Source organism: Actinopolymorpha sp. B9G3, assembly GCF_040120725.1.
In the GTDB taxonomy this organism is placed as follows: domain Bacteria; phylum Actinomycetota; class Actinomycetes; order Propionibacteriales; family Actinopolymorphaceae; genus Thermasporomyces.
The window spans coordinates 164,654-186,092 of sequence record NZ_JBEEAB010000015.1 but is presented as its reverse complement, the minus strand read 5'-3'; the positions used below and the strand labels follow the sequence as shown (position 1 = coordinate 186,092).

Below are 21,439 nucleotides of genomic sequence, written 5' to 3'. Positions count from 1 at the left end.
CAACCGACTCAAGCAATGGCGCGGCATCGCCACCCGCTACGACAAGTACGCCATCACCTACCTCGGCGGACTCACCCTCGCTGCCGCCATCCTCAACTACCGCCAGGGTTTAGGAGACACGGCCTAGGACACCCCGCAGAGTCGTTTCCGGGCCGAGATGCGTACCCCAGCCGAGCATCCCGGCCACAGGATGACCTGACCCGTCCGGCGACCTGAACCAGCTCGCCGAGGCCTGCGAGTTGCACAATGGCGGAGTGGACCGCCTCGGTAGGGTCTCCAGTATTGACGCGATCACGCGGTTGATTGGTCCCTGACTTGTGGTCGTTGGCCGGTGAGGATGGAACTGACGAAATCCGCATTAGGGTGCCGCCGCTGGTAAAGGTCCTTGGCCACGGCGTCCACGTTGAAGGGAACGCTGCGCTGGTCGACGGATAGCGAATCGCCGTTGTCTTCAAGAAGAAGCCAGCCGGCAGTACCGCAGGTGCGCGGTATCCCAACAGAGCCGGGATTCAGGACACGGATGCCGTCGAGAAGACGATCTGTCGCGACATGAGTATGGCCGCCGACGACGACATCGGCGTCGCATTCGGCCAACAGCGGCCGGAGTTGTGCATCCAGCACGTCGGGTTCGATCCCCTGGCCGTCGTCGGCTCGCGGTGAGGCGTGAACGCCGAGGACAGCGGCTCCGCTGGGCAGGTGGAGCCGCAGCTGTGTCGGGAGGTGGTCCAGCACGGCTAATGATCCGGCTTGGTCCAGAACACCTCGCGTCCAACCGATTGCGGCCGCCACGGCCCCGTAGCGCTGCACGAGGTCGACGCTGCACACGGCATCGGCGGCGGTCGCGTGTGGAGCTGGTTGCTCACCGGTCAGGACATAGCGATCGGTGTTTCCACGTAGCATGCGGATGCCGGGAAGGCCGCGCAGCAGCTCAAGAACTTCGGCTGGGCGCGGGCCGAACAGGACCAGATCACCCAGTGCCCACCAACTGTCGACGGCTAGCCGGTCTGCGTCCTTCAGCACCGCACGCAGCGCCACATCGTTGCCGTGGATGTCGGCGATGATCCCCATCCTCATACGCACCAACGTACCTGCCGCTCCCCCGAATGCTGGCATAGTTGTCCCTCGGTAAGCTCGCCGCAAACACGGCTCGCGTTGCGTCGACCGCTGGAATCCGCCGCTCGACAAGTGAGATTTTCACCGGACCACCTATCTGAGACGGTTGTGGCCTGTCCAGCCAGCCACATCTGTGACCTGTTTTGCCCGGTGGATATCAGCGGATACGGTCTATCCATGGTTATCCACGTAGCGCGTACACCCGTGATGCCGTCCGCAGCAGTAGTGGTTGCGACGGCACGGCTTCGAGTTGACCGGCCGTGTCGTGTCTGGCGACGGGCCACCCTCGACTGGGCGTGGCGATGCCACCTGTGCACCCACGACGTTCTCCCGCACACAGCGACCTCGACGAGCTGGCTGGCCGCGTACGCCGCGGCCCTCGAGCACGTTCGGATGTCGCACGCACCGAAGCGGCCATGACCACGCCCAAGCCTGGAGGATCCTGCATGGACGGCAACGCGCTCGTCATCGACACCGACGGCACACTGGCCGCGATCAACCTGCCGGAGACCAACCGGCTGGCCATGATGTACGCCGCGCTGAGATGCGATCTCGTGGACGTCGTACGCCTAACGGACAAGCTCGACATGTGGCTGGACGACGAGGGCATCTACAACCACCCAGTCAACCCGTACGCCACTGAACTCGCCCGCCGATTCGGCTACGTCTACCAGGACTACTACGGGCCAGTCCTGCTCTGCAGCGTCACCGACGACGGCGACAGCGTCGACATGACCGTCGACCAAGCCCGGGCCGCGCTGACCCAGGTCGCCGAGATCCTCACCGCGATCGGCTGCCGCCCATGACCGGCCACCGACTCATCGTCCGCGACGGCTACGACGAGTGCCTGAGCTGCGGACAGACCTTCGACCAGCCACTGCCGTGGCTGAGCCACGCCTTCCCCTGCCGAGCAGGCGCTACCGAGCCCCACGTCTGGACCGCCACGCGAAGCGGAGCCGAATGCGCGTACTGCCACGTCGCCATCGACGAGCAGGCCTCGACGGCTGAGGTCCCTGCAGACTGCACGCCCGTCTGAGGTCATGCGGATATGGAGAGGAGGCTCGTTGACAACCAGGTACGTCGCAGGCTGGAACGCGCCGGGCAAGGCGCCCACTGCCCAGCCCGCCGAGTTCGCCGACATCGGCGATGCTGTCGCGCATCTCGTCCGTACGGTCGAACGCCTCTGGGACGGCGACTACCACCGGCACGCCGGCACCGGCGAACGGCTCGACATCGACGGCGTCTGGCTACCCGTCCACGCTGCCCTCACCTACGTCAGCGTCGGCGACAACTTCCACGAACTCACCGGTGATGGCCGATTCGAGTTCTGGATCCGTGCGCTCGACGCCCCCTTAACGACCTCTGACGTAGTCCGCGAGGCGACCTAGCCGCCAAGCACGCCGCCCCGCGGAGCAACACGCCAACCGATACCGAAGGAGTCCCCACCCGCATGGCTGAGCCCAATCTGAATCAGAAACTCACGATCCCCGAAGTCTGTTCCGAGCTACGCATATCCCGTAGCACCTTCTACCACTGGCGCCAGGTCGGAAAGGGCCCGCGCTGCATCAAGCTCCCCAACGGCGATGTGCGGGTACGCCGCTCCGACCTCGACACATGGCTCGAGACCTGCACGGAGGCCGCGTGAAGCCATCTCGGCAGCGAGGTGCCGCCCACGCGGGCGGCACCTCGCTCTCGCACAAGGTCCGGATCTGGGGTGTGCGCAAGAACCTCAGCCGGAGCAAGCAGGAGAACGCGAAGCAGAAGAAGCCGACCTACACGGTTCGATGGAACGTAGACGGTGTTTCGCATCAGTCGACGTTCGCTACCCGCGCCCTGGCCGAAGCCGAGCGAAGCACGCTGCTGACGTACGCCAACAAGGGTGTCGCGTTCGACAAGGTGACCGGGCTGCCGGAGCCCCTGCTACGCGAACGGCAGGCACGGTCCTGGTACGAGCACGTGTGCGCCTACGTCGACATGAAGTGGTCCACCGCGGCCGGCAACTCACGGCGGAGCATCGCGGAGACCGTGGCGACGGTGACCCCGGCGTTGGTCGCGCAGCGAGGCGGCATGCCGGACCGGGCCCAGATCCGCCGAGCCATGTACGAGTGGGTGTGCGTGAAGACCGAGCGCGACTCCAACGTCCCACCCGCCGACCCGGCACGTGTCATCGCTTGGTTGCAGCAGAACACCGTCTCCCTCGCGGACCTGCAAGACGATATGACCGGACCCGATCTGGTCCGCTCCGCGCTGGACGCGCTGTCGCTGAAGCTCGATGGCACCCGTGCCGCGAGGAACACCATCACGCGAAAGCGAGCGGTTCTCTACAACATGCTGGCCTACGCGGTGGAACTGCGGCAGCTCCGGCAGAATCCGATCGACCAGATCAGCTGGAAGCTGCCCAAGGCAGTCGAAAGCGTCGACGCCAGGGTCGTGGTCAACCGCCAGCAGGCTGACCGTCTCCTGGACGCCGTAGCCGGACAGGGCGAGAGAGGCGCCCGGATGAAGGCATTCTTCGGCTGCATGTACTACGCTGGCCTCCGCCCATCTGAGGCCGTCGACCTCCGCAGAGAGAACCTGGTCCGCCTGCCCGAGTCGGGTTGGGGTGACCTTCTGCTCACCGCCTCGAACCCTCGTGCTGGCAGCGCCTGGACGGACTCGGGCACATCGCGGGAGCGTCGGGCGCTGAAGCACAGGGGCCGCCAGGAAACGCGTTCCGTGCCGATCCATCCGAACCTTGCCGAGCTGCTACGAGCACACCTGGAGCAGTTCGGCGTGCACCGTGACGGGCGGATCTTCGTCGGCAAGTACGGCGGCACGTTCCAGGAGACCACCTACCACGCCGTCTGGAGCAAAGCCCGCGAGAAGGCCTTGTCTGCCGCCGAGTACGACTCCCCGCTGGCCGGTCGGCCCTACGACCTCCGGCATGCCTGTGCCTCCACCTGGCTCAACGCTGGCGTGGCACCGACGCGGGTCGCACAATGGCTCGGCCACAGCGTGGAGGTACTCCTACGGGTCTACGCCAAGTGCATCGATGGCCATGAGGGCGCGGACCGTAAACGCATCGAACGGTTCATGAGTCCCAGGGCCGAGGACTGACCATGCACCAAGGCTCGACCCGGAGGAGCTGTACGGCCCCGATTCGACCTGTCGGGCCGTTCGCAAGTCGCAAGCGCGGATGTGTTGGTGGGCGACTGGACGGTATGGCGCTGCTACGAATTCAACGAATGGGTACGTGGCGCATTGCCTCACTCGCGGCGAGGCCCCTGCGCCACTGCACGCCGCCGTACCCTGAAACCTTCTCCCAACTGGAGGTGGAGCGTGGGAGCGACCAATGCAGGGCTGGCGCCGGTGACGATCGATGATGTCGCGCGTGCTGCTGGCGTGTCGAAAGTCGCTGTCTCGAAGCTGCTGACGACTGACGACGAGACCTCCTCCGGGCTGGCGCAGCTGGCCTTGACCGGATCTCCGAACTTCAACGTCGTCCTGCCGGACCCCGACGACGCGGTCTCTGACCTGCTGCGGCTCGCCGTACCCCATGAGGACATCGACGCCATCGTCCGGTGTCTCCCAGTACTGCGACCGCCAGGGCCGCTCCGATGGTTGCTCGAGCGCTGCGTCCACTTGCTGGCACACTGCATGGACCACCCCCACACCGGCCGTCGATTTCCGACCTTCCCCAACCAGAGCAAACCTGTCCGCCGCTACTTCTACGTGCTCGTGTTCCTGGCGATGCTGCCACAGCTGCGGATGCTGCACCGACAACGAGGCATCCCCGAGCACGTGTCCTGGCTGACCCTGACGGATCTGGGTCGGCGCGTCGCCGTGCACCACCGTTTCCACGGCGTCGGCGGGCTACGCGACCCGAACTCGCTGGTCCACCACTTCACCGGCACGCTCTACCAGTTGGGACGACTGCAGTTCGAACGGGCCACACTCAACAAGCGGCTCGGATCGTCGATCGCCAGGGCTGGGTTGCCTTACCGCCCGGGGGACCCGTGCCTATCCGTCCACATCCCCGACTACTGTGGACCACTTTCGCCGCAGGCGTGTAACAACTCATTCGCGGCAGCTCGTGAGTTCTTTGCACGGCACTTTCCCGGCGAGCGCTACCGAATCGCTGTGTGCGAGTCATGGCTACTCGACACCCAACTCGCCGAGTACCTTCCAGCCGACTCCAACTCGTGCAATTCCAGCACCGTTTCACCATCCGCACGTTCCCAGCAAACGACCACTCCATCCTGAGATTCGTGTTCGGCCCGGACACGTCCGACGTCGACAAGCTGCCCCGGCGCACCACGCTCGAACGCGCCATCATCGACCACATCAAGACCGGCCGCCACTGGCGCGCCGGCAGCGGCTGGCTGACGCTTTAGCTCGTTCACAGATAACAGTCCGCCGCAGTGGGTCCAGTCGGTGGTGGACCACGCGCCAACGGTGGAGTCGCGTTCAGCTCAGAACGCTGAGAACGTTCCCGACGAAACTGATCACGATGCCAACGATCACGAGGCCGATCGCCGAGGTCTGCCGGAGATGCCTCACCCCAAGGAGTGACCCGACCGCGGCGACGGTTGCTCGGGGGGACGTGAGGGGCACGGCTAGCGGCTCTCCTGGCATCGTTCGTTCCAGAGAAATCCTGTGGCGCCACCATCGCAGCACAACTACGGTCGCCGGCTATGGCGCCAGCAGGGATCTACCTGGAGATGACCGACCCAAAGCATCTGCGCCCCTCGCCCAGACTTCCGGAACTCGTCGTTGACGAGGTTTCCCCCTCGGCTGCCCCCACGATCTGCAGGCTGTACCAGGAGATCTGGGACAACAGCGGCCGCAGCGCGTGGTCGCCCGAACGATGGGCCGAAGAGCTGAGCCCTCCACACGTCCGAACCTGGATAGCCAGGATCGGAGAGGATCCTGTTGGGTTCGCCGAGATCGGCTGGCAGACCAACGGCCACGTCGCCATCGTCGTCATCGGCATCGTCCCTCCCTTCCAAGGCCGTGGCATCGGCGGCGACTTCGTGTCCCGCATGACCCACATGGCCTGGAAGACCCCCGCGTCGGACGGAAGGCCAACCACCCGCGTGTGGCTGTGGACGGTTCCCGATGAACATCCGCACACCATCCCGAACTACCTCAGCCGAGGCTTCAGCGAGACCGAGCGGGGTAACGAGGCGGACTAGGGCTTCCGGATCACGGGTTGGGGTGACAGGTCACCCCAACCCGTGATCCGGAAGACCTAGACCATGACAGCGCCGATCGACCTGATACTTCCGGTTCGTAAGGTGGCCATTGCCCGATGGCTCATTCCTACGCACCCCGATCTGGCTGTCGTTGAGATCGGGCAGCGGCATCGTTTGACCGGTGGTGTGGGCTCACCCCTTGTCGAGCGGGTCGAGGTCATGACCGAGGGGTCGGACGGTCGGCGGGCTCGATTCGTGGTTGTCGCGAAGCGTGCATCGTCGGCTGAGGTGATCGCCTTGCGTGAGGTCGCGGCGATACCTGGTGCTGATGCCTTCCCGGAGCTGATTGACGCAGGCGCTGACGAGACCGGGCCGTGGGTGGTGATGCCGTTCTATCCGGGCTCGACGATGCCGTGGGATGCGGAAATTCCGGAGACAGTATTCGCGAGCTTGGCACGACTGCACCACCGACATCTCGGGACCGCAAGCTCGCTGCCTGCAGAGCTTCCCCGGATCGACAGGACGTTGTGTCGCCGGGCGTTGACGGATTTTGCCCCGTCGGGGATTCGTGCCGCCCAGCGCAAGGGTCCACATCCTGTTCACGACCGTGCTCTTACCCTGCTCCACCGATGGTCCGATGATGAGCGGATCTACGCCGGCTTGGATGTGCTACCCGCCACGCTTCTGCACGGCGACGCGTACGGCCTCACGCCTCCCCCTCGACAACCCCTTCATACGAGCAGCCTTCAACATCCCATCAACCAATTGAGCCCGAGATGCCACTCGGCGGCGTCCAACGAAAGGATGCAACATGTTGCGGAAGCGACCGTGAGTCCCCGTGACTGCCCGCAGATCGCCGTGGCTTGGCGCCGGGGGCACGAACAGAGCGGGTCCACCCTGCATTGCAAAGGCATCTCCGTCGGTCAGGCTGCACTGAGCGTGGATCGTCGCCGCGTCCAGGGCCGACCGTCCTGACCGTGGTTAACCGTTGCGGACCATGATCGGCCCTGGCTTGGGGCACGCGTAGGGCACGCCGCTACAGGTGTAGGTCCTTGCCGGCGGCCTTTGCGCAGCTCGTGGTCGAGTAAGGCTTGGCGCCGGCCGGCAACAGGTGACCCAACGTCACTGAATGTCCTGCGCCGGCTATCGCCATGCGATGTGCTACGCCTTCGACCTGGAGTCCGTCGGTTCGGCGAAGCGCAGGGTATTTCCGAACGGATCGCCAAGCTGTACGCCGCGTGACCACGAGTCCTCTGTGATGCCCGGCTTGGCGTACCTGTAGTTCTTGCCGATTAGTTCTTGCTGGAACTCATCGACGCCACTCATCCATATGTAGACGGTAGAGCCGGGGCTGGCGTCACCGTGGTGCTCGCTCAGATGAAGCGTCAGCTCCGACCTGGAAACCTGCAGGTAGAGCGGGGAATTGTCCTCGAATCTGTGCTCCCAGTCGACCGTACAGCCGAGGAAGTCGACGTAGAACTCCTTCGCCTTCTCCTCGGAGAAGATGCGCAGGATCGGGATCGCAGGTGTCAACCGAAGACCGGCATTCTCCTGGTTGGTGTCGCCGCCGTCACCGGTCTCGGACGTGATCTTGGCGGCCAGGATGTTCCAGTTGTCGAAGCCGAACTGCCTGGCAACGATCTCCAGCGCCTCGCTGTGGGAGAGGTCAACCTGTTGGCGATCAAGCGCCTCGGTTCTCAACGCTTTCGCCATCGCCTTGGCGTCGCGGAAAGTTCGCATGAGTCTTCTGATCCTCCACGTGCGGGCGAACCAAGATGATCAGCGCTCGCATTACTGACTTCGTTCGCCACCGTGTTGACCTGATCAGAAGGCGAATCGACGGGATACATTCACCAGACCCGGAACGGGCGCGAGCGGCCGGCTGTCCCTGCCACGCCGGACTGTAGGACTCTTACCAGGGCATGTCAACCAATCCTCTGTCGTAGCCGGTCGAGCCGTCGATGAACTCGGGATGTTGTCGGCATGGCCGGCGTGGCGGGAGCGACGACGCAGGTATCCGCCCCTCAGATGAGAGGTGGTGGCAGGAGTACGTCGCGAGGGTGGAGGCGGCGGCTGGAGAGGCTGACCGGCGGATGACTCTCCTACACGCCGACCCTCAGATCCGTAGAGGCAGGCAACTCGATCGCGACCTGCTCGGTTACGCTCCCCTGATCGTCGACCAGGTGCTCATCGTCGCCGGTCCGTGCAGTCCGCTGGTCAGGCGACCTGCGCTTCGCACGCCCGCCGCTCACGCACGATAATCGAGATGTGAGCACGGAGGATTCGCCGCCCGAGGGGTACGCCGAGCCCATCGAGGCGTGGTGCGTCGAGTACGTAGATCCGCGGCAGCCAGGTGAGGGCTCGTTTCAGGTGGGCGCTTTCACGACCGAGGCGGAAGCGCAAAAGCTGCGGCGCCGCTTGGAGGCCGACGGATTCTTCGCGAAGCTCCAGATCAACCTGATTCCCGTACACCATCGGGTCGAGGACTGGGAGTGGGATCGTTGAGGGCATCGCAACTGATGCCCTCCGTGCGGGAAGCCGGACGGCGAGCTACGCATTACGAATGGGTTCTCGTGCGCAGGTCACCCCGCGATCGCAGCGTTGGCGACCGCGGACTGTTGCCGGTGGGTGTTGATCGTTGATGGCTGGTGAGGGCAGTTCCGGGGGCACCTCGGGGGCACGCCTGGCTAGGGTTCTGGAACATGTCCGCCGAGTTGAGGGGCGTCGAGATGGCTCGTTCAACGTCAGGGACCGCCGGCGAGAAGGACATCCTGCATGCCCGACTCGACGCCACTCGTGAGGCACTCTTGTGGAAGCTAGATGGTCTGAGCGAGGCCGATCGACGGCGCCCGATGACGCGCTCCGGCACGAACCTGCTGGGCCTGGTCAAACACCTGATCGGCGTGGAGTACAACTATCTCGGCGAGACCTTCGACAGAACGCCGGACGAGAAACTCCCATGGGTAGAGGACGGCAGCTTCCGCGAGAACGGTGACATGTGGGCTAGGCCGGACGAGACGACCGACTACATCGTCGAGCTCTACCGCAGGGTCTGCGCCAACTCCGATCGCACCATCCACGAACTCGACCTCGATGACATCGGCACGGAGCCATTTCCCGGAGGACAACCGAAGTCCTTGCGGGACAGGATCATCGGGCTGATCCTCGACACCGCCCGCCACGCCGGGCATGCCGACATCATCCGCGAGCTCATCGACGGCTCGACCGGATACGACAGCGACGACGCAGGTATCCATCCCTCAGACGAAGCCTGGTGGCAGGAGTACGTCGCGCGGGTGGAGGCAGCGGCTAGAGAGGCTGACGGCGGATAACCCTCCTACACGCCGACCCTCAGGTCCGTAGAGGCAGGCAACTCGATCGCGACCTGCCTCTCGGGGCTCCTGAGGTCGTCGGCCCGGTGCTCATCGTTGCCCCGTGTTGCACCTCGTTTGGGTCACGCTGGGGTCAGCCGCGTAGATGCCGGAGGCGGTTGGCTAGTCGATCGCCGACAGACAGCACGACTTGAGGGAATCAGCGGTGTCCGCGACCATGCTCGGCATGGAAGCATCCACGGAACTTCGAGCCTTGTACATGGATCCGTCCGAGACCGGGGTTCGCTGGATGCTCGACCCGAACTCGTCGACAGTTCTGAACGGGCTGGCGGCGGCCGACCATCGGTCAGCCGACACCCCCTGCGACGTCGACGCGCTGATCGCCGACGTGCCGGACGTGCTCGTCCTACTGCGTGAACGCCACATCGGCTTGGCTACCGGTACTGCGGATTCAGGTGGCCTCGACAAGTGGGCCACGGCGTGGACAGGGCGCCTTGAAGCCGAACGGCCCGCCACCTGGGGCGCGGCGCTGGGAACCGACCTCTACCAGCTTCGCTGGCTCATCGGTGACAACCATCTCAGAGCTCCCGGGGAGGATGCCGACCTCCTCCGGGCCACAGACCGCCGGGGATGCGAACTGGTCCACGGCCGAGAAGCGGGACCGTGGCTGCAGGAGCAGAACCTCGACGGCGTGCTGTGCCTTCGCCTGCGCCAATGCGGTGGCCCCAGCCGCGAGGCGGAACAAGCCATGCTCCAGTTCCAGGACGACCACGCCCGCCACTTCGCCCACGAGAAGATCATCGTCGACGTGCGGAGCAACCCCGGCGGTAGTGACGAGTTCGTATGGAAGTGGATCGCCAACCACGTGCCACACCCAGTGCGCTACGTCAGCGACCAGGCCTGGCGCTACGACGGACGACGCCTCGCCGCGTGGAACCTGACGGTTGAACAGATCGCCATCGCCGGCCAGGACTCGATCTCCGACCTGCGACGGAACAACACGCCGGTTCCGCGTCCAGGTGCCGCGCTTGCCCTGGAAACCGATGACGAGACGCTCGCCGTGGGCGTCTCCCCCTGGGCAGGACAGATGCTCGTCCTCACCGACCGCCTCACGGCCTCCGCCGGCGAAAGCACCGCATGGATGCTGCGGGAAGCCTTCAACGCCAAACTCATCGGCGGGCCTACGGGCGGCTTCCTCACCTTCGGTGACATCACCCCGTACCTGCTCCCGCGCAGCGGCCTGGTCCTCGGACTGGCAACCCACCGGTTCGGATGGCGCGACGTCGAGATGGTCGGCCTACGCGTCGACCTAACCTTCGACCCCCGAACTCCCCTGCCCGAGATTGCCACCAGCTTCGACCACCTGTACGCCAAGGCATGCGAATCTAGCCTTGGATGACCAGCTTGGAAGGTGTCGAAACGGCGCGGTAGTTCCGTAGTCCGCACAGAGATCGGTGGCCACGAGCGGCCTGGAGACCCCCTCGTTCACCTCGGCTAATGGCCCGCCAATGGCCCGGAGTGGTGGAGGGCAGGGGTTCGTCCGGACCGCGAGCGTTGCACCCTGACCGACCCCTGTGGGCGCCGAACCGGGGCTCGATTTGGCCAACGCCTGCGTGCCATATTCAGGTACCCGTGACGGCTCGGCCTCGTGACCGACGAGCGGGGCGGAGGTGTGGTGCGTACAAGCAAGTGGCCGGTGGCGTCGGACGATTCCGACTTCGATCCGTATCTGGTCGGACACCCTACGACGAGCGTGACGCTGTTTAGACGGTTCATCGAGATGGCCCGTGCGTGCGGTCCGGTGACCTTCGAACTCCAGAACGGGCCCGTGGTCTTGTGCGGTAAACGCCGGATCTTCGCGGCCGTCACAGTGACCGATCGTGGGCTGACTGGACACCTAAACGTTCCCCGCGAACTTGAAGATCGGCGCGTCCGGAAGGTTGATCCACTTACACGGCGGCTCTTCATGAACGGGTTCCTCGTCACCGCCAGCTCCGATCTAGATGAGACATTCGCGCAGTGGCTGCGTGAGGCATGGGGCGTCGGGAACGGCGAACACCTGTCTCGGCCCGTCTGAGGGCCCTAACCCCTGCCTTGCAAAGGCATATTCGGTGTCCACGCTCGGCTGAGCGTAGATCATCCCTGTGTCTGAGCCCGGCCGTCGTGACCGTCATTGACCGCTGCGGACCCTAGCGAGCCCTGCCTTGGGGCACGTGAAGGGCACGCTGAGCTGTAGGTCGGTGGCGACGTCGCGGCGGCGTCCAAGCTGCCGGAAGGTATCAGTTCTCGTGCTCGATCACATTGACGACGGTGCCGGCAGGTGTCCGGACGTAGAAGCGGTGAGGCCCGAACGCCTCCTCAGTGAGCGGATAGACAATCTCGTATCCGCGTCGTTGGGCTTCTGCGAAGGCAGCCTTCACGTCTGACACCTGAACGGAGATAACTGGATCGTCAAGTTCGGCGCTGCCAGTTGGTCGTGTCCGGAGGTTGACTTGGGCTGCCGGGTTGCTCGGAGACGCGAACCCAGTCACACCGCCATATTCGAACGCGGCGTCCAGCTGGAGAAACTCGGTGTAGAACTCACGGTCGGCCGCGGGGTCCGAGACGGGCAGGTTCGGGATGATCCCGTTCACTCTCATGCCGCCACAAGCTAGTGGTGGCGCGGTCCCATGTCACCCCTGGCCGTAGTTTGGCAGGCAGGCGGAGCGACACGCGATTTAGGAACCCATGTTCACTTGTCCAGATCCGTCCAGGGCTCGCTTGTTGGCGCTGAATTAGGGCCTTGGCGACGCTGCTCTGTCCAGGCCAGTCCAGATCCGTCCGGGCGCTGGTTGCAGGCGGGTTGCACGCCGCCCCGACGGCAGTTGTGGTCAGACTTGTAAGTCGAGGAGTCGCTCGAAGGTTCCGTCGATGATGTACGTGGCCACGTCTGGCTGCGGGTCGGCGTGGGGGTTGGTCGTGCGTAGCAGCCGGAGAACTCCAAGCACGAGCCGTTCTGCGGCAGCACATGTTTGCTCGACGGGTCGTTCGGAGAGGCCGAGACAGGCGACCAGATCGTCTGCCCAGTGGTCTGGCACGAGCGAGAGCTTTAGTAGGACGTCCAGGGCGCTGCGTGGATCGTGTGCAGGTTCGGGCGCGTTCAGTGCCGCGATGCACGGGGCAGCGAAGCGTGCGGCGTCTTGTGCGGCCAGGCGTGCCCCGAGCTGGTCGCCAGCATCGGTCGCGTGGCGCAGCTTGAGCAGGGCGTCGACCATATCCTCGACTTCGGGTTTCGCTCCGGGCTTGCGCAAGACCGGCCGATCGCCCACGGTCGCCTTGAGGTGCTGGTCCCCGCACCACAACCAGGCATACTCCAGCTCGACCGGTATACCCATGGCCCAGTCCTCAGGCTCGTTCGCCTCTTGTTCCCACACCGCGAGTGTGAGGTCAGATCGCGCGCTGATGTGCAGCGGTAAGCCTCCGGCCCGATCCTCGAACCATGTGCGGTAGTAGGCAGAAGGAGGCTCGGCGATGAAGATGTCAAGGTCAAGATCGCTTTGCTCCCGTGCGGTGCCCGTCGCGTACGAGCCATGGACAAGGATGCCGAGGGTGCTCGGCTCGCGCTTCCGACAGGATGCGATCACACGTTCACGCATCTCGTCTGGAAGCTCCCGCAAGGACATCCCCATCGGTGCTCCTCATCCCAAGTGGTGGCTCGAGGTGCTGCGCCGGAGACTACTCTCCAGCTGCGGGCACCGGAGATTCTGCGAGAGGCACACCCATTGGCTCTGGAGGGCTGCTCTCCCTGAGGGAGGACCGGGTGCAGGGCGGAGCCCTGCGGTGTTCGTTGAGCGAGCCATCACCAGCTTCCGCCCGGCGAGCCCGAGGACGGCGCAGCCCGCAAGGGCGGAGCCGGGCGGTGCGCCGCGTCAGCGGCACCCTGATCTAGCAAAGCCAGAACCAGCAACCCAGCCAATGGGAGCCTAGACAGCGGGCGTCCGACCCCGCGTATTCCCCGCAACTACCCGTTTCCACCCGCAAATGACTGCACACCGCTGGACACGTAGACGATCATGGTCGGGGTCGAAACAGGCCACCAAAACCGCCTCTGAGCTGCGGAAACGCTGGTCGGCGGAGGGCGTGGGATTCGAACCCACGTGGCGGGGGGTTACCCCGCCTAGCGGTTTTCAAGACCGCCGCACTAGGCCACTATGCGAGCCCTCCTGACCTGCGGATTTATCCCGAGAGCCTGGCTCCTCCCCGCCCCTCTGCCCGTGATCTGCCCGCAGTTGCGCCTCCACCCCGGGGCAGAGGCTCCGCTCGTCATTCTCCCATCTGACGGGTTCGGCTCCGGTACGTGGTCGATGGTCAAGGTGGGGTGATCCGGCGGCCGCTCCATCAACGCGTTCTTGGTCACCTCCGCGCTGTCGATGCAGTTGGCATACACCGACCACATGACTCCGCGTCAAAGGGGAGGCGCCAGGTCGTCACCCAGCGCAGCGACTCGTGTCCGCCGCCGGATCTGGCCTGCATGGACTCCACCCGTTCCCGCTCGGGTGCGGGTCCCCATCGGCCTCACCCGTCCGCGGCAACGTTGCGTCCTCATGAAGAGCCGCGCTGGCGATAGACCCTCTGATCCAGGGAAACCTTCGCAGGTGAGCACCCCACCGAGCTGATCATCCGGGTGACACTCGCCGTACTCGCTCTTGTCGATCCGTTCACCCGAGCAGTGTTCTTCAGGATCCTGACCGAGCACGAGCCCAAGCGGTCCGGGAGTACGTCATCAAGATCATCGGCGCAGTGGCGATCGTTCTAGGCGGATCGGCTCTGATCGGTTGTATGGTCCTGGACCTGTTGGGCATCAGCTTGGCCGCGTACGGCGTCGCGGGAGGCATCGTGCTCGATCCGCAGCCGTTGAGTGCCGAAGACGCCATTCTGGTGCCCTAGGCCATCCCATTCATGGCGGCCCTACGTCAGCCACTGGCGCGTTTCATTTCCAGACCGCCGGATGCGGACCCCGCGCCCCATCTGACACGGCTGTTAGCCTCCGCAGCCGAGGGCGATGAAACCTTCGTCCGTACGCACGAAGGAGGACGATGACGAACCCGGCCCCAGCTACCGCACCAGGCACGTCCGCCCCCACCACGAACCCTGCGAGCCTTGACGCACTGCGCCGGCCGTCCGGAGGCTTCGCCATGGTGGCGCTCGACCAGCGCGAGTCGATGCGGGCGATGTTCGCCGAGCATCAGGACGGCAAGGTCAGCGACGCGCAGGTGACCGAGTTCAAGCTGACCGCCGGCCGCATCCTCGGGCCGCACGCCTCTGCGGTTCTGGTCGACCGGCAGTTCGCCCTCGACCGCTACCTCGACGACGGCATCCTCGGCCCGGACACCGCCCTCATTGCCGCCGGCGACAAGCTGACCGCCCGCGGTGACGAGATCGTCGGCGAAGCCGCGATCGACGAGGACATCGACCTACCCGACTACCGGGCCAGGGGCGTCACGGCGATGAAGCTGCTGGTGCTCTACCGCCCCGACGACGAGCCCGCGGCCCGCCTCGCGATGGTCGACCGGTTCGTCGAACGCTGCCGGAACGCCGGACTGCTGAGCATCATCGAACCGGTCTCCCGCCCGCCCCGAAGTCGCACGAACCCCTCGCGAATACACGATGGCATCCTCGCTGCGGCAGCTGAGCTGGGTGCCCGCGGCGCGGACCTGTACAAGGCCGAGGTAACGCTGCATGGTGAGGGCTCCGACGATGACATCCGCCGCATGTGCGGCGCGCTGACGAGCCTGATCGCCTCGCCCTGGGTGGTCCTGTCCTCGGGCGTACGCCAGGACCGATTCCCGCGCGCCGTCGAGCTCGCGTGCAGCGAGGGCGCGTCGGGGTTCCTCGCCGGCCGGGCAGTCTGGCGGTCGTGCATCGGCCAACCGGACGTGGAGGCCGCCCTGCGAAACGACGCGGCCCCACGGCTCCAGCATCTCGCCGAGGTCGTCGACGCGGCCGTCACGAAGGGGTGACAGCCGGGCCCGCCGGCGAGGTCAGGGCGCTCACACGTCGAGCGCGATCCGGAGCATGGAGCCGATGCGTTCCATGACGTCATCCTCGACGACGTCGACCTGCTCGAGGCACGAACGCCGATACAACGCGTCGAGATGCTGCGGCGCCACCCATCCGTGCCGCGGCAGCTCCACGGCCAGCAGATGGCCGGGGTCGTCCGGGCTGACCTCCACGGCGAGGAACCAGCCCTGGTCAGGGGCGGCGTTGACGGCATCGGTGCTGACGACGACGATCAGCCGTTCGCGGTTCAGGCCCTTGGAGACGTACCGCCAGACCTCACCCCGCCGCACGGTAGGCGGCTTCCTCCGCCGAACGGTCCTCTTCGTCGCGCAGCTGCCGATCGTCGCTGACCGGGCTCGGCGACTGCCACAGGGCGTAGTGGCAGGCGGCCCGGGACAGCCAGGCGGACAACGACATGTCGGCCTGCACCGCGGCCTTCTCCGCGAGCCACAGGGCGTCACCCGACATGCTCACGGTGATCTTCTTCGTCGTTGCCATATCCGGGACCATACCGATCGCCATACCCGACCGCCATCCCCGACATACGTCCGTACGCCTGAAAAGCGCAGAACCCTACTGCTTCGGCGTACTGCAGTCCGCCCTCGCCGCGCGGAAGGCAGCCTCGGCGTCGTGGAAAGCATCGATGTTGACCGGGGCCTTCTCGTACGCCGCCAGCCAGAGCGTCGTCGCGGCGCCCGGGTCGAGATGACCGGAGCGCCGGTGAGCCATCGCGGCGAGGTGCGCCTTCCATTCGGCGACCGCGTTCCGGGCGGCCGAGAGCGCCTTGTCCGTCTCCTCGCCAAGCACCCGACACCCGTCGATGGCGCCCTGCTGTTCGGCCGTCATGTCCACCGCGTCGACGTCGGCGCACAGCGCACGGACGTCCTGGTAGTCGGCAGCCGCCTGCTCGAAGAGCGTGACCCGGCCCGGCCCCGCGGTCCGCGTCTCGGTCCAGATCGCCTTGGTCTCGGCCTCGGTGTTCCTGCCCGCCTCGAGGTCGGCCATCGCCTGGATGTGCGCCGCCCAGTCGTCGACGGAATCATCGGCCGCCTCGACCGCGTCGACACCCACCCGGGCGGCCGATCGACACTTCTCGACTGCTTTGGCCGACGGACTCTCGACAATCGTCGCGTCCACGTCGCCACGAGACGTTTCGCGTGGTGCGGATCTGGTTGCCGTCGGACTCACCGTCGCTCCGGCATTTTCGGCCGCCCACGTGCCGATGCCGATTCGAGGTGCGAGGAGAAGCCAGCCCAATCCAGTCGCACCTGCCACAATCAGGACGCTGATCCCAATTGCCAGCCTTCTGCCCCGTTTGCGATGAATCGCTTTCCTACGCCCGCCTGCCACCAGATTTCCCTTTGCCCTGAAGCCGCTCCCGTGCTTGGGCAGATTAGAGGCTCATTAGGCCGGACAGAAGCCTGTAGGTCACGATAATGAGACGACGAAGCTTCGATTTCGTACCAAACCTGATCGTTATGGAATGTGGTTTTTACCAATAACCCGGCGAGCCTAAAGGCGATCAGCCCGGTTAAGGAAATTCCGAGGCAAATGACCGGAATTTCCTTAACCGCACGGAAACACGCAGGATCAGCGGCGGACGAGAAGATCCACGAACAACGGCAGGTGGTCCGACGCGTCGGTGGGCACGACCTCGGCGTGGCGGAAGACCAGGTCGCGGGAACCGAGTACGTAGTCGATCCGGCTCACCGGGTTCTCCACCGGGTACGTCGGGCCGGCACCCTCGCCGACCTCCGCCCACGCGTCGGCGAACACGTTCGTCAACGTCGCGATCTCCGGCGTATCCGGAAGGGCGTTGAGGTCTCCGGTGAGGAGGGTGCGCCGCGGGTCACTGCCGAGCAGTTCGACGATCGCGGCCGCCTGCGCCTCCCGTTCGAGGTTGTCGTTGTGCTGAAGGTGGGTGTTGGCGACCCGCATCGCAACGCCACGGATCTTGAGGTTCGCGACGAGCAGACCGCGCTGCTCATGGTTACCGAACTTCGGAAGGTACGTGTTGCTCCACGAGGTGATCGGGGAGCGGGACAGGATCGCGGTGCCGTACTGACGGCGCTCCTGACCGGGCTCTGCCGGGTCGAGGTCGAGGTTGGCGCCGTAGACGGCGTACATGTCCAGTCGCTCGGCGAGCTCTCGCGCCTGGTCGGCGAAGTCGCTCCGCTCGCCCCAGTGCCGGTCGACCTCCTGCAGACCGATCACGTCGGCGTGCATCGAGGAGAGGACCTTCGCCGTGTGCGCGACGTCGAGAACGTCGTCAGGCCCGGCGGCGTGGTGGATGTTGTAGGTGGCGACGCGGATCTTCACCAGGTCGGAGTCCGTGTCTTGCGCGGCCGCCGATCCGGCGACGGGGCCGAGCGCGCCGGCGGCACCCGCGGCCATCACACCCACCATGGCGAGAACGCGCCTCCGGCGCAGCGTACGTCGTAGCACGAACGGCTCCCTTCACGAGCACGAGATGCGAGCGCCATCTCACCGCCCCCGCGAAGACACGACCTGAACGAACAAGTAACACTTCCTGACGAACAGCGCTCGGATTCCGGCACAAACTAACGACACCACGCAGGCGACGCGCGACACCTCGCAGACCAGGCCGGAGTTGGTCATCCGCGCCGCGCCCGCAGCAACCATGCCCGCCCCCGGGAATGATCACGCATGCCTGATCATTCCCCACGAGACCCCACGAGACCCGGCGAACCTGGCGTGCATCGTGGGGAATTGCCGAGCACGCGTGATCATTCCGCGCGGCGGGCCCCTGGGCACGGCGGCGCGCTACGACACGGCACTGGTCCGCCCGTGGGTGGTCACGGCGACAACGGTGTAGCTGTACGACGCATGTGGCAACGCGGTGGCGTCGCGGAAGACCTGACAGTCGGCGGGTACGTAGGTGAGGTAGGTGTCCGGGCCTGGCGGAAGGCCCTGCGTGGCCCCGCGGTAGATCCGGTACGCCACGACCGGACCGCTCGCCGGCTCCCAGGTGACGACCCGCGCGCGGGTGTCGTCGACGGTGACGGTGACGTTCTGCGGCACGCCCACCGGCGGGTCCGGCTGCGGCAGGACCGTCACCGACCGCGGCACTCCCGAAGGCGCCACCGTCTCGTGACGACCGTCGCTCGCGACCACGACGTACTCCACACCGCGCTCGGTCAGCGCCCACGCCGGCATCGCCGCGACGAAGGTCCGCGCCCGGCCGCGGACGTTGGGACACATCGCGACCTTGTGCCAGTCACGTTCGCCGATGATGCGGTAGCGCAGGTGTGCGCCGAGCTCACTCGTCACGCGACTGCCGAGCACCGTCGCCGACACGGGGAAGGCCGCGTCGGCGTAGGCCTGGTCGCGCGCCGGCAGCAGGAGCACGCGTGGCGGTGGTGCGTCGTCGGCGTCACCGGCCTGGACGGATTCGACGCAGGAGGGTGGACTCTCCGAGCCGGCCGCACCCACGGCGGTGACGCGGTAGCGGTAGTGGCCCGACACCTCGTCGTCGTAGGTCTGGTCCTTCACCGGCTCCTCGGTCAGGCGTACGAACTGCTCCGATCCGTCCTCCGGCGCGCGGTCGACGTGGAACCCGGCCACCTCGTCCTCGCGGCCGGGGTAGGCCTTCCACGTGAGCGCCGCGCCGTCGGGTGTGCTGCGAACGATGACATCGATCGGCGGAGCCACCGGGAGGCCCGCCACGAACGTGTCCTGGTAGGACCGCAACGGGTCCTTGACACACCGCGGCCACGCCGGGTCGCCGAAGTACCACCGCCCACCCGCCGCCGACACCAACCCACCCAGCCCGGGCAGGTCGCGCACCATGTCCTGGTAGGCGACGATCGCCTCCCGGAACCCGCTCCCGTGCAGGTCCGCCCACGTCCTCGCGCCTGGCACGATCGCCCGCGCGGTCCAGTACGACTCCAGCCACCGCAGGAACGCCAACCAGTACGCCAGCTCGTCGTTGCCTTCCGCGCCGCCTGGCACGAGCGCGGCCAGGCGTTCGAACTCCGTGCGTACACGGGCGTAGCGTTCGGCGTACTCGCTCGCCCCCGGTTCACCGGCGAAGCCCCAGCCGTGGAACTCCGAGGTCTTCATGCCACCGCCCGCGAACCCGTAGACACCCGCGGCCTCCAGTGCCGACAGCGCCGCGGCGCCGGCATCCGCCACGTCGGCGGAGGCCGCCTCGGTCCCGGCCAGCGTCGCCGCCGCGAAGTCGCGGTAGAACCCCTCCGCCGGAACCACCGTGCCGGGTGCCTGCCACAGATCCCTTGCCAGGTAGGCGACATTGGCATCGGCCGCGCGTTCGCGCCACAGGATCCCGATCACGCCGTGCACGCCAGTCGCCCGCAGCTCCGGCAGCCGGCGCTCCATCAACTCGACCGCCAACTGGGGCTCGGACAGTCCGCCGTCGAATTCCAGCCACGGCACCGCCCACGCCTCCCGGTCGGCGGCGACCTGTGCCCACTCCGGTCGTACGGTCATGTCGTGCGGCATCAGCGTGGAGAACACCACGTCGCCCGGCACCGCCGCCGCCAGTTCCGGGAAGCGTTCCTCCTGGAACCACGACCCGGTGACCAGCCGCACCTGCGGTGCGCGCTTCGCCAGATGATCGCGGACGATCGTGTACGCCTTGGCGCCGTCGGCGGTCGTGACCTCGTTGACCTCGCTGAAGTAGAGCTGGACATGGCTCAGGTCGGGATAGGTGTCGAGGATGTCGTCCACCCGTCCGGTCAGCACGGCCGGATCCAGCGGGTCCAGCTCGTCGCGCAACGCCTCCGGCACGATGTCGAAGTCGGTGCCGAGCACGACCTCGACCCCGCGTTCGCGGGCGTAAGCGATCACCTGCCGCAGCATCGTGGCCGCCTTGGCGTAGGCATGGTCGCGCGCGTCCGGCTGGCTCGCCACGTCGCGCGCGGCGTCTGAACCGAGGACGTCGAAGGGCAGCAGATCCCCCGCCCCGAACGCCAGGTCGTCGGCCCGGCTCGCCGCGAGTCCCCACCGCTGGTGGTCGACCGAGGTGTCCAGCCATGCGTCGTAGCGGGCGTGGCCGTCCTCGTCGCGCGCCGCGCAGGCGAACGGCTCGTTGATGTCCTCTCCGGGGTAGCCGCCCTGGTAGCAGTGCAGGACCAGGGTGTTCATCCGGAGCTTCACCAGCTGGTTGACGTACCGCTGGAAATCCTCGAGGGAGTACGCCGACGGGCCGCCCTGGAAGTCGTGCCAGGGCAGCAGGCCACGCCGCGCCACCGCCGGCTGCTCGGTGAGGTCGAGGTCGCGCACGACGAACGCCGCCGGACGCACCGCCTCCGCCCCGGGCTGGCCAGCGCGGCCTGCGCTGTCAGCGCGGTCCGGGCGGTCTGCGGCGACGTCCGGGTCGGCCGGCACCCGCGGCGGCAGGACGTCGCGGCTCAGCAGGAAGCGGACGCCGTACTTCTCCAGCAGCCGGTACGCACCATAGAGCGTGCCCAGCGGGCTCCCGCCCATCACGGCGATCACCGGGCGCGGGCCCGCCAGCGTGGCGGTCCGGATGACGTAGCCCTCCGGCGCGGGTGCCTCCGGTGGCAGCGCACCCGCCTCGACGAGAGCCGCGATCACGGCGTTGGAGTTCCGGTCGCCGACCGCGAGCACGGGATCGGTTCCGTCGCCCGGATAGGGCCCGATCTCCATCGCCTGGCCGGTCAGGTGGTACAGGTAGCGCCGCAGCTCCGCCGCCGCCAAGCGCTCGCGCTCATGAGCGTGTTCGCCGACCACGATCACCGCTTCGGTCCCCTCCCTGGTGACGTACGTGGGACAGAC

General features: G+C 66.4%; 22 protein-coding genes, 1 tRNA gene and 2 pseudogenes. 15 read left to right on the top strand and 10 right to left on the bottom strand.

The window, feature by feature from the left end; all coding sequences use genetic code 11:
- Positions 1-127 (top strand): annotated as a pseudogene (locus tag ABNF93_RS24305) (IS5-like element ISMt1 family transposase); the annotation flags it as partial.
- 164 nt (positions 128-291) lie between these two features.
- Here the strand turns inward: ABNF93_RS24305 and ABNF93_RS24300 are convergent.
- Entirely contained in the window at positions 292-1,074 is a 783-nt protein-coding gene (locus ABNF93_RS24300; protein WP_349330467.1) for a metallophosphoesterase family protein, read from the bottom strand.
- A 485-nt stretch (positions 1,075-1,559) separates the two neighbouring features.
- Here ABNF93_RS24300 and ABNF93_RS24295 point away from each other — a divergent pair, with 485 nt between their 5' ends.
- From ABNF93_RS24295 to ABNF93_RS24255, 8 genes and pseudogenes are all read left to right on the top strand, one after another.
- Positions 1,560-1,919: a DUF3846 domain-containing protein gene (locus ABNF93_RS24295; RefSeq protein ID WP_349330466.1), complete on the top strand. Its 360-nt coding sequence runs from the start codon at positions 1,560-1,562 to the stop codon at positions 1,917-1,919.
- On the top strand, positions 1,916-2,149 hold the full coding sequence (locus tag ABNF93_RS24290; RefSeq protein ID WP_349330465.1) for a hypothetical protein: 234 nt from the start codon (positions 1,916-1,918) through the stop codon (positions 2,147-2,149). Before ABNF93_RS24295 ends, ABNF93_RS24290 begins: the two co-directional genes overlap by 4 nt.
- A gap of 28 nt (positions 2,150-2,177) precedes the next feature.
- Positions 2,178-2,501, top strand: coding sequence for a hypothetical protein (locus tag ABNF93_RS24285; RefSeq protein WP_349330464.1), 324 nt, complete (start codon positions 2,178-2,180; stop codon positions 2,499-2,501).
- 62 nt (positions 2,502-2,563) lie between these two features.
- Positions 2,564-2,758, top strand: coding sequence for a helix-turn-helix transcriptional regulator (locus ABNF93_RS24280; RefSeq protein ID WP_349330463.1), 195 nt, complete (start codon positions 2,564-2,566; stop codon positions 2,756-2,758).
- Positions 2,755-4,209 carry a tyrosine-type recombinase/integrase gene (locus ABNF93_RS24275; RefSeq protein WP_349330462.1) on the top strand — a complete coding sequence of 485 codons (1,455 nt, stop codon included), beginning with the start codon at positions 2,755-2,757 and terminating at the stop codon, positions 4,207-4,209. Before ABNF93_RS24280 ends, ABNF93_RS24275 begins: the two co-directional genes overlap by 4 nt.
- Before the next feature lie 81 nt (positions 4,210-4,290).
- A pseudogene (locus tag ABNF93_RS24270) lies at positions 4,291-5,486 on the top strand (acyltransferase domain-containing protein).
- Between the two features lie 327 nt (positions 5,487-5,813).
- Complete coding sequence (locus ABNF93_RS24260) at positions 5,814-6,287, top strand: GNAT family N-acetyltransferase (protein WP_349330459.1); 474 nt, start codon at positions 5,814-5,816, stop codon at positions 6,285-6,287.
- Between the two features lie 63 nt (positions 6,288-6,350).
- Positions 6,351-7,262 carry a hypothetical protein gene (locus tag ABNF93_RS24255; protein WP_349330458.1) on the top strand — a complete coding sequence of 304 codons (912 nt, stop codon included), beginning with the start codon at positions 6,351-6,353 and terminating at the stop codon, positions 7,260-7,262.
- Positions 7,263-7,448: 186 nt separating this feature from the next.
- Here ABNF93_RS24255 and ABNF93_RS24250 read toward each other — a convergent pair whose 3' ends face one another.
- A complete protein-coding gene (locus ABNF93_RS24250; protein WP_349330457.1) occupies positions 7,449-8,027 on the bottom strand; it encodes a glyoxalase superfamily protein in 579 nt (192 codons plus the stop codon).
- 528 nt (positions 8,028-8,555) lie between these two features.
- Between ABNF93_RS24250 and ABNF93_RS24245 the strand changes: the two genes are divergently transcribed.
- From ABNF93_RS24245 to ABNF93_RS24230, 4 genes are all read left to right on the top strand, one after another.
- Positions 8,556-8,792 (top strand): SPOR domain-containing protein, encoded by a 237-nt coding sequence (locus tag ABNF93_RS24245; protein ID WP_349330456.1) that lies wholly within the window; start codon positions 8,556-8,558, stop codon positions 8,790-8,792.
- A gap of 224 nt (positions 8,793-9,016) precedes the next feature.
- The gene (locus ABNF93_RS24240; RefSeq protein ID WP_349330455.1) at positions 9,017-9,619 is read left to right on the top strand and encodes a DinB family protein; all 603 of its coding nucleotides are present in this window, start codon (positions 9,017-9,019) and stop codon (positions 9,617-9,619) included.
- 226 nt (positions 9,620-9,845) lie between these two features.
- A complete protein-coding gene (locus tag ABNF93_RS24235) occupies positions 9,846-11,018 on the top strand; it encodes a S41 family peptidase (protein ID WP_349330454.1) in 1,173 nt (390 codons plus the stop codon).
- A gap of 276 nt (positions 11,019-11,294) precedes the next feature.
- The gene (locus tag ABNF93_RS24230) at positions 11,295-11,696 is read left to right on the top strand and encodes a hypothetical protein (RefSeq protein WP_349330453.1); all 402 of its coding nucleotides are present in this window, start codon (positions 11,295-11,297) and stop codon (positions 11,694-11,696) included.
- A gap of 202 nt (positions 11,697-11,898) precedes the next feature.
- Here the strand turns inward: ABNF93_RS24230 and ABNF93_RS24225 are convergent, their stop codons facing one another.
- The 3 genes from ABNF93_RS24225 to ABNF93_RS24215 all read right to left on the bottom strand — a co-directional run bounded on the left by ABNF93_RS24225 (position 11,899) and on the right by ABNF93_RS24215 (position 13,822).
- Positions 11,899-12,252, bottom strand: coding sequence for a VOC family protein (locus ABNF93_RS24225; RefSeq protein ID WP_502877616.1), 354 nt, complete (start codon positions 12,250-12,252; stop codon positions 11,899-11,901).
- 237 nt (positions 12,253-12,489) lie between these two features.
- Positions 12,490-13,287 carry a nucleotidyltransferase domain-containing protein gene (locus ABNF93_RS24220; RefSeq protein WP_349330451.1) on the bottom strand — a complete coding sequence of 266 codons (798 nt, stop codon included), beginning with the start codon at positions 13,285-13,287 and terminating at the stop codon, positions 12,490-12,492.
- Between the two features lie 443 nt (positions 13,288-13,730).
- A tRNA-Ser gene (locus ABNF93_RS24215) sits at positions 13,731-13,822 on the bottom strand.
- A gap of 576 nt (positions 13,823-14,398) precedes the next feature.
- On the opposite strand from ABNF93_RS24215, the gene ABNF93_RS24210 reads away from it, so the two are divergent.
- Positions 14,399-14,545, top strand: coding sequence for a hypothetical protein (locus ABNF93_RS24210; RefSeq protein ID WP_349330450.1), 147 nt, complete (start codon positions 14,399-14,401; stop codon positions 14,543-14,545).
- A gap of 149 nt (positions 14,546-14,694) precedes the next feature.
- Entirely contained in the window at positions 14,695-15,618 is a 924-nt protein-coding gene (locus tag ABNF93_RS24205) for an aldolase (RefSeq protein WP_349330449.1), read from the top strand.
- Positions 15,619-15,648: 30 nt separating this feature from the next.
- Here ABNF93_RS24205 and ABNF93_RS24200 read toward each other — a convergent pair whose 3' ends face one another.
- From ABNF93_RS24200 to ABNF93_RS24180, 5 genes are all read right to left on the bottom strand, one after another.
- Positions 15,649-15,948, bottom strand: coding sequence for a hypothetical protein (locus tag ABNF93_RS24200; protein WP_349330448.1), 300 nt, complete (start codon positions 15,946-15,948; stop codon positions 15,649-15,651).
- Positions 15,935-16,156 carry a hypothetical protein gene (locus tag ABNF93_RS24195; RefSeq protein ID WP_349330447.1) on the bottom strand — a complete coding sequence of 74 codons (222 nt, stop codon included), beginning with the start codon at positions 16,154-16,156 and terminating at the stop codon, positions 15,935-15,937. Before ABNF93_RS24195 ends, ABNF93_RS24200 begins: the two co-directional genes overlap by 14 nt.
- A 75-nt stretch (positions 16,157-16,231) precedes the next feature.
- Positions 16,232-16,795, bottom strand: a complete 564-nt coding sequence (locus ABNF93_RS24190; RefSeq protein ID WP_349330446.1) for a hypothetical protein — start codon at positions 16,793-16,795, stop codon at positions 16,232-16,234.
- Positions 16,796-17,248: 453 nt separating this feature from the next.
- Positions 17,249-18,103, bottom strand: coding sequence for an endonuclease/exonuclease/phosphatase family protein (locus ABNF93_RS24185; RefSeq protein WP_349330445.1), 855 nt, complete (start codon positions 18,101-18,103; stop codon positions 17,249-17,251).
- A 339-nt stretch (positions 18,104-18,442) separates the two neighbouring features.
- Positions 18,443-21,400 (bottom strand): hypothetical protein, encoded by a 2,958-nt coding sequence (locus tag ABNF93_RS24180; RefSeq protein WP_349330444.1) that lies wholly within the window; start codon positions 21,398-21,400, stop codon positions 18,443-18,445.
- Positions 21,401-21,439 lie beyond the last annotated feature (39 nt).